Origin of the sequence: Catellatospora sp. KI3, from assembly GCF_029948125.1 — a bacterium.
Lineage (GTDB): Bacteria > Actinomycetota > Actinomycetes > Mycobacteriales > Micromonosporaceae > Catellatospora.
Map to the genome: position 1 here is coordinate 193444 of NZ_JASAMB010000015.1, position 9338 is coordinate 202781.

Sequence of the window (9338 nt, forward strand, 5' to 3'; positions counted from 1 at the left end):
ACCGAGAGGCCTGCCCACCCATGAACAGCCCCCGGCAACGCCAACTCCTGATGGCCCTGGTCACGATCGTGGCGGTGGGCTCGACCCTGCTGGTCGCGACCGCCAACAGCCAGGCGGTGGCGCCCGAACCGGAGCGCTGGACCGGCTCCTGGTCGGCCGCGCTGACCGCAGCCGGGTCGGGCAAGTCCAAGGACGGGTTCGCGGACCAGACGATCCGCATGTTCGTGCACACCTCCGTCGGGGGCACGGCCGCGCGCATCCGGCTGTCCAACCGGTTCGGCACCCAGCCGCTGACCATCGGGCACGCGACCCTCGCGCTGCCCTGGCCGGAGGCGGGCCCCGGCGACATCAAGCCCGGCTCGGCGGTCGACGCCACGTTCAGCGGGCAGCGCTCGATCACCATCCCGGCCGGCGGCAGCGCCGTCAGCGACCCGGTGCACATGGAAGTCCCGGCGTCGCAGGACGTCGCGGTGAGCCTCTACGTCCCGGTCGCGTCCGGTCCGGCCACCTGGCACGTGTACGCCCGGGAGACGTCCTTCATCGGCCAGGGCGACCACGCCAACGACGCCAGCGGCGCGAAACTGCCCGAGACCCGCAACAACTGGTACTACGTGACCGGCCTGGACGTGCTCAACCGCAGCGGCCAGGGCTCGATCGTGGTGCTCGGCGACTCCATCACCGACGGTTTCAAGTCGACCGTCAACGCCGACCACCGCTGGACCGACTACCTCGGCTGGCGGCTGAACCAGGAGGCCCCGGGCGGCAAGGCCCCCGGCATCCTGAACGCGGGCCTGGCGGGCAACCGGCTCACCCTCAACGGCATCGACGCGGGCTTCAACGAGCTGGGCATGAACGGCTCGGCCCGGTTCCACTTCGACGTGCTCGGGCAGACCGGGGTGCGCACCGTCATCCTGGCCCTGGGCATCAACGACGTGTGGCTGAGCCAGGACAACGCCGACAACATCATCGCGCGGCTGCAGGCGATGGCCCGCCTCGCGCACCAGTCCGACCTGAAGATCGTGGTGTGCACGCTGAGCCCGTGGAACGCGTTCGAGTCGGCGCCCGGCGTGGTGGCGTACACCCCGACGCTGGACTCGGTGCGGCTCACCGTGAACTCGTACATCCGCACCACCACCGACTTCGACGGGGTCATCGACTTCGACGCGGTGCTGCGCAACCCGGCCGACCCGTCCAAGCTGCGGCCGGAGTGGGACAGCGGCGACCACATCCACCCCAACGACAAGGGCAACGAGGCGATGGCCGCGGCCATCCCGCTCGACCTGCTGCTGCTCGACGAGGACGAGGACCTTCGCTGACATGGCCGCCGAGGTCTCACTGGCATCGCTGCACACCGACGAGATGCGGCGCGATCCGTACCCGTTCTACGCCGACCTGCACCGGCACGGCCCAGTGTGCCGGGTCGCCCCCGGCGACCGGTACTCGTACGTGGTCCACGGCTACGACGCGGCGGCGCACGTCCTACGGGACTCGGCGACCTTCAAGGTGATGGACGAGACGCTGCTGCCCTCGCCGGCCGACTGGGAGACCGAGCGCGCGCAGGCGGTGTTCATGAACTCGGTCTTCTTCACCAACGCGCCCCGGCACACCCGGATGCGCAAGATGTTCAACCAGGCGTTCACGCCGCGCCGGATCAACGCGCTGGAGCCGGCGATCGACCGGCTCACCGCGGACCTGCTCGACCGCCTGGCCGCCCAGGCCGCCGACGGCGGCAAGCTCGACTTCATGGCCGAGTTCGCCTTCCCGCTGCCCGCCAATGTGCTCGGCGAGCTGCTGGGGGTGCCCGAGGAGCGCCGCGCCTGGTACCGCCCGCGGGCCATGGCGCTGGGGGCGGTCCTGGAACTCGGCGGCAGCACCGCGGCCAACGTCGCCGCCGCCGACACCGCCGCCGAGGAGATCACCGCGTACTTCGCGGAGCTGGCGGCGGCGCGGCGCGCCGACCCGCGCGACGACATGATCACCGCGCTGGTGCAGGCGCTGGAGTCCGACGGCGACCAGCTCAGCGAGCACGAGCTGCTGGCCAACCTGATCGTGGTGTTCAACGCGGGCTTCGTCACCACCACCCACCTGCTCGGCAACGGCCTGACCCTGCTGCTCGACCGCCCCGACCACCTCGCCCGCCTGCGCGCCGACCCCGCCCTCGCCCCGCAGTACGTCGAGGAGATCCTGCGCTACGAGGTCCCCACCCACTTCTCGGTGCGCTACACCGCCGCCGACACCGAGGTCGCGGGCGTGGAGATCCCGAAGGGCAGCTGGGTGCTGGTGCTGCTGGCCGCCGCCAACCGCGACCCCGCGCACTACGCCGACCCGGACGTATTCGACCCGGCCCGCACCGAAGCCTCGACGCTCAGCTTCGGCGGCGGCGCCCACTACTGCCTGGGCGCGGCCCTGGCCCGGCTGGAGGGCCAGCGCGGCCTCACCATGCTGCTGGACCGCTTCCCCCACATCAGCCTCGCCGCACCCCCCGGCACCCCCCGCCAACTGATGCTCCGCGGCCACGACCACCTCTGGCTCCACCTCGCCTGACCGCCCCGACGCGCGTACGTGCAGTTTCGGGGAAAGTGCACGGATGCGGTTCAAGATTCCCGCACTTTCCCCGAAATTGCAGCCTGACCTCGGGGTTCAGGGGGTGGTCGGGGGTTCGCCGGTGGTCACGGCGGGGCGGGCCGGGAGTTCACTCTGGATGCGGCGCCAGTGGTAGATGTAGACCGGCACCGCGATCAGGAGCATGGTGCCGGAGCTGACCAGGCCCAGCACCGAGTTGCGATGCTGGGAGTCCTTGGCCTGCTGCTCCAGCTTGCGCTGCTCCTCGGCGCTCATCTTGCTGTCGGGCACGCCGTAGTAGCCGTAGCCGGGGTCGGGGTAGAGCAGCTCGACCGTGCCGCGGACCAGGCTCACCGCGGCGAAGATCGAGATGATGAGGGTGATCAGGCAGACGAGGTACAGGTACAGGTTGCGCAGGGTCATCCGGTCGCCGATGGACATAACCGCTCCCCTTCCAGCCCGCCCCGGGCGAGGCGGGCGCCTGCGCACATTGTCCGCCGCCGATGGCGGCCGCGCCTGGGGAACAGGGACGGACTCACCGGACGATCAGGTTGAGACCGAGCGTGCAGAGGACCGACAGCAGCAGCGAGATCAGGATCATGGCGAGGCAGCCCCATGCGCCGCCCAACGGCCTGACGTCGACGTTTCCGATCCGCATGCGCGCTCCTCTCCGATCCCATCCTCCCCCACCATTCCCGGCTGCCGGCCCCGAAACCCCAACGCGAACCGCCGACCACCGCCGCATCCCGCAACGCGACCCGCTCACCGCCGCCGCATCCCGACCCCAGACCGCGATCTCTCTGCGGTGATCGCCGCTCCCGGTCGAAAGACCCGGTTCAGCCGCAGTTCCAGACCGGAGACGGCGATCACCCCCAGAAGATCGCCGTTTCCGGACGGCCGGAGGCGGACGAGCGGAGCCACGCCATCCCCACCAGCATCGACAGTGGCCTATCTAGAGCACGATCTTACGGATTTCGTCCACCAGATAGGCCAGCGTCTATGAAAGGCGGGGCGGGCCGTGGTCGCCGGTGCGGCGGGGGCGGGTGAGCTGGGGGTCAGGCCTGGGTGGCGGCGAGGGCGGCGCCGACGATGCCGGCGTCGTTGAGGAGGGCGGCGGGCACCAGCGGGGTGCGTACGTCGATGTGCGGCAGGAACTTCTCCGCCTTCTTGCTCACCCCGCCGCCGATGATCATCAGATCGGGGTTGAGCAGGCGCTCCAGCTCGCGCAGGTAGTCCTGCACCCGCTTGGCCCAGTCCTTCCAGCCCAGGTCCTCGACCTCGCGGGCGTGTGCCGAGGCGCGCCGCTCCGCGTCCTCGCCGTGCAGCTGGATGTGGCCCAGCTCGGTGTTGGGCACCAGCCGGTCGTCGATGAACACGGCGCTGCCGATGCCGGTGCCGAAGGTCAGCATGATGGTGACGCCCTTGCGCCCCTTGCCCGCGCCGTACGTCATCTCGGCGATCCCGGCCGCGTCGGCGTCGTTGAGCACCACCACGGGCACCCCGAGCGCCTCGGTGAACAGGTCCCGCGCGGGCGCGCCGATCCAGGAGTGGTCGACGTTGGCCGCCGTGCGCGTCACGCCGCCCTGGACCACGCCGGGGAAGGTGACCCCGACCCGCTCCACGCCGGGGAACCGCCCGGCGACCTCGGCGACGGTCGCCACCACCGCGGTCACGTCGGACGGCTGCGGTGTCTCCAACCGCACCCGTTCCTCGGCGAAGACACCCTGTTCGAGGTCGACCGGGGCGCCCTTGATGCCGGAGCCGCCGATGTCGATGCCGAGGATCGCCATGCGGCCAGTCTATGCGGCCGCCGCGCGCCGTACCGCCTCGATCGAGGCGGCCACGTCCGCCTCGTCGGTGGACCAGTTGCTGACGGACACGCGCAGCACGTCGCGGCCCTGCCAGTGCGAACCGGACATCCAGGCGGTGCCGTCGGCGAGCAGCCGCCCGGTCACCCGGCGGGTGCGCTCGTCGCTGCCGAAGTCGACGCAGACCTGGGTGAAGACGACGTCGTTGCAGATCCGCGCGCCCTCGATCGCGCCGAGTCCGGCGGCCAGGGCGCGGGCGTGCCGGGTGAGCCGGTCGACCAGCTCGGCCACGCCGTCGCGGCCGAGGGAGCGCAGCGCGGCCCATACCGGCACGCCCCGGGCCCGGCGGGACAGCTCGGGGGCGCGTTCGTGCGGGTCGCCGGGGCTGTCGGTGCCCGCGTGCACCAGGTAGCTGGCGCGGGTGCCGAAGGCGGCGCGCAGCGCGGCGGGCCGGGCCACCACGGCGATGCCGCAGTCGTACGGCACGTTGAGGGTCTTGTGCGCGTCGGTGGCCCAGGAGTCGGCCAGGTGGTGCCCGTCGAGCAGGTGGCGGGTGGCCGGGGCGGCGGCCGCCCACAGGCCGAACGCGCCGTCGACGTGCACCCAGGCGCCGTGGCGGCGGGCCAGCTCGCAGGCGGCGCCGATGGGGTCGTACGCGCCGGAGTGGACGTTGCCCGCCTGGAGGCAGACGATGGTCGGCCCGGATCCGGCGGCCAGTTCGCGTTCGAGGGCGTCCAGGCGCAGCCGTCCCTGCTCGTCGGCCGCGACCGGGGTCGGGGCGCCCAGGCCCAGGTAGCGCAGGGCCAGGTCGACGGTGGCGTGGCGTTCGGCGCCGACGAGCACGCGGATGCGGGGCGCGCCGGTGAGGCCGTCGCGGTCGAGGTCCCAGCCCGCGTCGGTGAGCACCTGCTGGCGCCCGGCGGCCAGGCCGGTGAAGTTGGCCATGGTGCCGCCGGTGACGAAGCCGACGTCGGACCCGGCGGGCAGGCCGAGCAGGTCGAGCAGCCAGGCGCCGGCCGCCTCCTCGGCGGCGGCGGTGCCGGGGGTGGCGTACCGCATGCCGCTGTTCTGGTCCCAGGTGCTGACCAGCCAGTCGGCGCCGAGCGCGGCGGGCAGCGTGCCGCCGATGACCCAGCCGTAGAACCGGCCGGACGGCATCGTCATCAGGCCCGGCTCGATCTCGCGGGCCAGCAGGTCGACGACCTCGGCCGGGTCGGTGGGCCCTGCGGGCAGCGGCCCGCCGAGCCGGGTCCGCAGCTCGTCGGCGTCGGCGCGGGGCGGGATGGGGCGGTCGGGCACCGCGGCGAGCCAGTCGTGCGCGTGCGCGGCGGCGCGGGCGAGCGCGGCCTGGTACTGCTCCGGGCGGGCGGTCATGCCTGCCATCTTGCCGGGTCGCGGCGGTCCGCCCGAGCGCCACTTGCGGATCGGTGGCTCCTCGGCGACCCGGGCGTGTCGGCCTACCCCGGCCCGAAGCTGGGCTGACATCGCACTTTCCGCCACTGTAGACGGTCCGATGGTCGCTTGTTACCTCAGCGATACATCTAAAAACTGTCCTACATCATGACCGGCGGCATCTCGTTGCAGCCACTGCGCTCGGCGCAGGGGCGGGCAAACCCCTATCCCTTCTACGCACACCTGCACACCCTCGGCGGCCTGGCGCTCGTCGGCGGGGCGGACGAGCGCTACGACGTGGTGGTGCACGGCTACGACGCGGTCCAGCAGGTGCTGCGCTCACCGGACTTCCTCACCGTGGACGCGCGCCACCTGGACCGCAGCATGCCGCAGTGGCGCGAGCACCCGTCGCTGACCACCCTGCGGGCCTCGATGTTCTTCACCAACGCGCCCGACCACACCCGGATCCGCCGCCAGTTCGGCCACGCCTTCACCGCGCGCCGCCTGCACGGCCTCGGCCCGGCGATCACCCGGATGACCGACGACCTGATCGACCGGATGCTGGCCCGCGGCGCGGGGGGCGCGCCGGTCGACTTCATGGCGGAGTTCGCGTTCCCGCTGCCCAGCAACGTCGTCGGCGAGTTGCTCGGGGTGCCGGAGGAGGACCGTTCGTGGTTCCGGCAGCGGGTGCTGGACTTCGGCGCCATCCTGGAGCTGGGCGGGCGCACCGAGGAGAACCTGCGGCTGGCCGACACCGCCGCGGGCGAGTTGATGGCGTACTTCGCGGACCTCGTCGCCAAGCGCCGCGTCGAACCGCAGGACGACCTGGTCAGCGCCATGGTCGCGGCGGAGGGCGCCGAGCTGCTGAACGAGACCGAGCTGCTGGCCAACCTGATCACGGTGTTCAACGCCGGGTTCGTCACCACCACCCACCTGTTCGGCAACGGCCTGGTGCTGCTGCAGCAGCGGCCGGAGCTGCTCGCCCAGCTGCGCGACGACCCCGGCCTGGCCGCCGGGTACGTCGAGGAGATCCTGCGCTTCGAGCCGCCGGTGCACTTCGTGGTGCGCTGGGCCGCCCGCGAGGCCGAGATCGAGGGGGTACGGATCCCCGCGGACGCGATGATGCTGGTGCTGCTCGGCGCCGCCAACCGCGACCCGGTCCGCTACCCCGACCCGGACGTCTTCGACCCGACCCGGGTCGACAGCCAGCCGGCCAGCTTCGGCGCGGGGGCGCACTTCTGCCTGGGCGCCGCCCTGAGCCGCATCGAGGGGCAGCTCGTCTTCCCGCACCTGCTGCGGCGGCTGCCCGGACTGGCCCTGGCCGCCCCGCCCGGCGACCGGCGCGCGCTGATGCTGCTCGGCTACGACACCCTGCCCGTCACGCTCGGCTGAGGCGGCAGGAGATGAGCTGGCACATCGCGTTCTTCAACGCCCCCACCATCGGCGACGTGTTCCCGACGCTGGCGATCGTGGCGGAGCTGGTCCGGCGCGGCCACCGGGTCAGCTACGCCACCGGGCGGGCGCGGGCGGAGGCGGTCACCGCGATGGGCGCCACCGCGGTGCCGTACGAGTCGAGCCTGCCCGACGAGGCCGATCCCGCGCTGGCGCCACCGGCGCCAGAGGACTACTTCGGCACCATCCGCAGCGGCTTCCTGCGCGAGGCGGGCACCACGTTCCCGCAGCTCGAGGCGGTCTGCGCGGCCGACCGCCCGGACCTGATCGTGTACCACACGCAGACGTTCGCGGCGCGGATGCTGGCGGTCAAGCACCGCATCCCGGCGGTGCAGCTGTGGACGTACCTGGCCGCCAACGCGCACTGGTCCATCAACAGGCACCTGGGCATGGAGGCGGCCGCCCTGGCCGGGATGGAGGAGCACCTGCGGCGGGTGGACGAGCTGGCCGCCGCGCACGGCTGCGCCCCGGACGAGGTGCGCGCGTTCAACCCCCGGCGGCACCTGATGCTCTACCCCCGATTCATGCAGTTCCGGCACCTGACGTTCGACGAGCGCTACCGCTTCGTCGGCCCGTGCGTGGGCGTGCGGCCGTTCCAGCAGCCGTGGCTGCCGCCCGAGCCGGACCGCCCGGTGGCGCTGGTCTCGCTGGGCACCGTCTACAACCGGCTGCCCGGGTTCTACCGCACCTGCGCCGAGGCGTTCGCGGGCACGGACTGGCAGGTGGTGCTGTCGCTCGGGGAGCGCACCGACCCGGCCGAGATCGGCCCGGTGCCGGACAACGTGCACGTCGCCGCGAGCGTGCCGCAGTTGGCGGTGCTGCGGCACGCGCGGGTGTTCGTCACGCACGCGGGCATGGGCGGCTGCCTGGAGGCGCTGCGCGCGGGCGTGCCGATGCTGACCGTGCCGCAGACCCCGGAGCAGCAGGTGAACGCCGCGCGGCTGGCGGAGCTGGGCGCGGCGCGGCCGCTGATTCCGGACCGGTTGACCCCGGCCTACCTGCGCGACGCCCTCGACGCCGTCGCCGGGGACGAGGCGATGCGCCGCAGGCTGCGCCAGCTCAGCCATGAGGTGCGCGCCTGCGGCGGCGCGCCGCTGGCGGCCGACCTGATCGAGGCGGAGCTGCCGGTCAGGGCCCATTGACTGTAAGGACAGTTAACATTTAAGTTATTCTGCATGCGTCGATTTATTCGCGGCCTGGTGGGCCTGTGCCTGCTCGGCTCCGTCCTTCTCGTACCCAGCCCCGCCCACGCCGGGGTCGGCCAGAGCACCTGGTCCAGCGCCACCCTCGCGCCCGGCTCCAGCCAGACCTGGCACTGGAACAACGCCGGCGCCACCTCCGTGTACCAGGTGGGCCTGTCCCCGCAGGGCGCCACCGCCGCCGCCACCTGCGAGTTCGAGACCGTGCGCGAGTGGTACGTCCAGCGCCTCAACTCCGGCGTCAGCGAGCTGGAGTTCTACTTCACGATCAAGAACGTCGGCACCATCACCTGCTACACCGACATCACGCTGGGCTGGGTCAACACGACCACCACCCTCGGCACCACCACCGTCGCGGCCGGCGACAGCGGCGGGACCTGGTACTACTACGACGACCCCGGCACCACCACCGCGGTGGTCCCGGCGTTCACCCCGCGCGGGGCGACCTCGGCCAACCCGTGCCAGTTCGAGGTGTCGCTGATCCAGATCGCCACCGCCGAAGGCAGCCGCCGCCACGCCGTCACCATCGAGAACACCGGCGCGATCAGCTGCCAGGTCGACGTCCGGCTGGCCGCGATCCCGCTGGGGAACTCGTGGGCGAGCGGGACGATGTCGCCGTACACGACGAAGACCTGGCACTGGAACAACGCCAACCCGGCCACCGCCGTCTACGCCGTGGGGATCACCCCGGCGCAGGAGTTCAAGTGGTGGGGCGTCGAGCGCACCTGGTACGTCCAGCGCATCAACAGCGACGGCTCGGCCGAGCGCGAGTTCTACCTGACCGTCCGCCACTACAACTCCGCCACCAGCGGCTCAGCCCAGATCCTGCTGACCCGCGTCGCCTGACACACCACCCCGCCCGCCCGGACACCCGGCCCCGCCCCGCCTTTCATCAACGTTGGCCTATCTCGTCGGATTTTTGTAG

Annotated in this window: 9 protein-coding genes; 5 read left to right on the forward strand and 4 right to left on the reverse strand. The window is 72.2% G+C overall.

Annotation, left to right across the window (positions count from 1 at the left end; translation table 11 throughout):
• Nucleotides 1–50 precede the first annotated feature (50 nt).
• Together QEZ54_RS23505 and QEZ54_RS23510 are read left to right on the forward strand one after the other, a co-directional pair.
• Entirely contained in the window at nucleotides 51–1316 is a 1266-nt protein-coding gene (locus tag QEZ54_RS23505; RefSeq protein ID WP_281306867.1) for a GDSL-type esterase/lipase family protein, read from the forward strand.
• A 1-nt stretch (nucleotide 1317) separates the two neighbouring features.
• Nucleotides 1318–2544: a cytochrome P450 gene (locus QEZ54_RS23510; protein WP_281306868.1), complete on the forward strand. Its 1227-nt coding sequence runs from the start codon at nucleotides 1318–1320 to the stop codon at nucleotides 2542–2544.
• A 96-nt stretch (nucleotides 2545–2640) separates the two neighbouring features.
• Here the strand turns inward: QEZ54_RS23510 and QEZ54_RS23515 are convergent, their stop codons facing one another.
• The 4 genes from QEZ54_RS23515 to QEZ54_RS23530 all read right to left on the reverse strand — a co-directional run bounded on the left by QEZ54_RS23515 (nucleotide 2641) and on the right by QEZ54_RS23530 (nucleotide 5744).
• Complete coding sequence (locus tag QEZ54_RS23515; RefSeq protein WP_281306869.1) at nucleotides 2641–3003, reverse strand: hypothetical protein; 363 nt, start codon at nucleotides 3001–3003, stop codon at nucleotides 2641–2643.
• 94 nt (nucleotides 3004–3097) lie between these two features.
• A complete protein-coding gene (locus QEZ54_RS23520; protein ID WP_281306870.1) occupies nucleotides 3098–3220 on the reverse strand; it encodes a hypothetical protein in 123 nt (40 codons plus the stop codon).
• A gap of 397 nt (nucleotides 3221–3617) precedes the next feature.
• Entirely contained in the window at nucleotides 3618–4352 is a 735-nt protein-coding gene (gene ppgK, locus QEZ54_RS23525; protein ID WP_281306871.1) for a polyphosphate--glucose phosphotransferase, read from the reverse strand.
• Between the two features lie 9 nt (nucleotides 4353–4361).
• Nucleotides 4362–5744 (reverse strand): pyridoxal-dependent decarboxylase, encoded by a 1383-nt coding sequence (locus QEZ54_RS23530; RefSeq protein WP_281306872.1) that lies wholly within the window; start codon nucleotides 5742–5744, stop codon nucleotides 4362–4364.
• A 186-nt stretch (nucleotides 5745–5930) separates the two neighbouring features.
• Here QEZ54_RS23530 and QEZ54_RS23535 point away from each other — a divergent pair, with 186 nt between their 5' ends.
• Genes QEZ54_RS23535 through QEZ54_RS23545 form a run of 3 tightly spaced genes read left to right on the forward strand, consistent with a single transcriptional unit; the run spans nucleotide 5931 to nucleotide 9259 of the window.
• On the forward strand, nucleotides 5931–7154 hold the full coding sequence (locus QEZ54_RS23535) for a cytochrome P450 (RefSeq protein WP_281306873.1): 1224 nt from the start codon (nucleotides 5931–5933) through the stop codon (nucleotides 7152–7154).
• 11 nt (nucleotides 7155–7165) lie between these two features.
• Nucleotides 7166–8356, forward strand: coding sequence for a macrolide family glycosyltransferase (locus tag QEZ54_RS23540; RefSeq protein WP_281306874.1), 1191 nt, complete (start codon nucleotides 7166–7168; stop codon nucleotides 8354–8356).
• Between the two features lie 33 nt (nucleotides 8357–8389).
• Complete coding sequence (locus QEZ54_RS23545; RefSeq protein ID WP_281306875.1) at nucleotides 8390–9259, forward strand: hypothetical protein; 870 nt, start codon at nucleotides 8390–8392, stop codon at nucleotides 9257–9259.
• Nucleotides 9260–9338 lie beyond the last annotated feature (79 nt).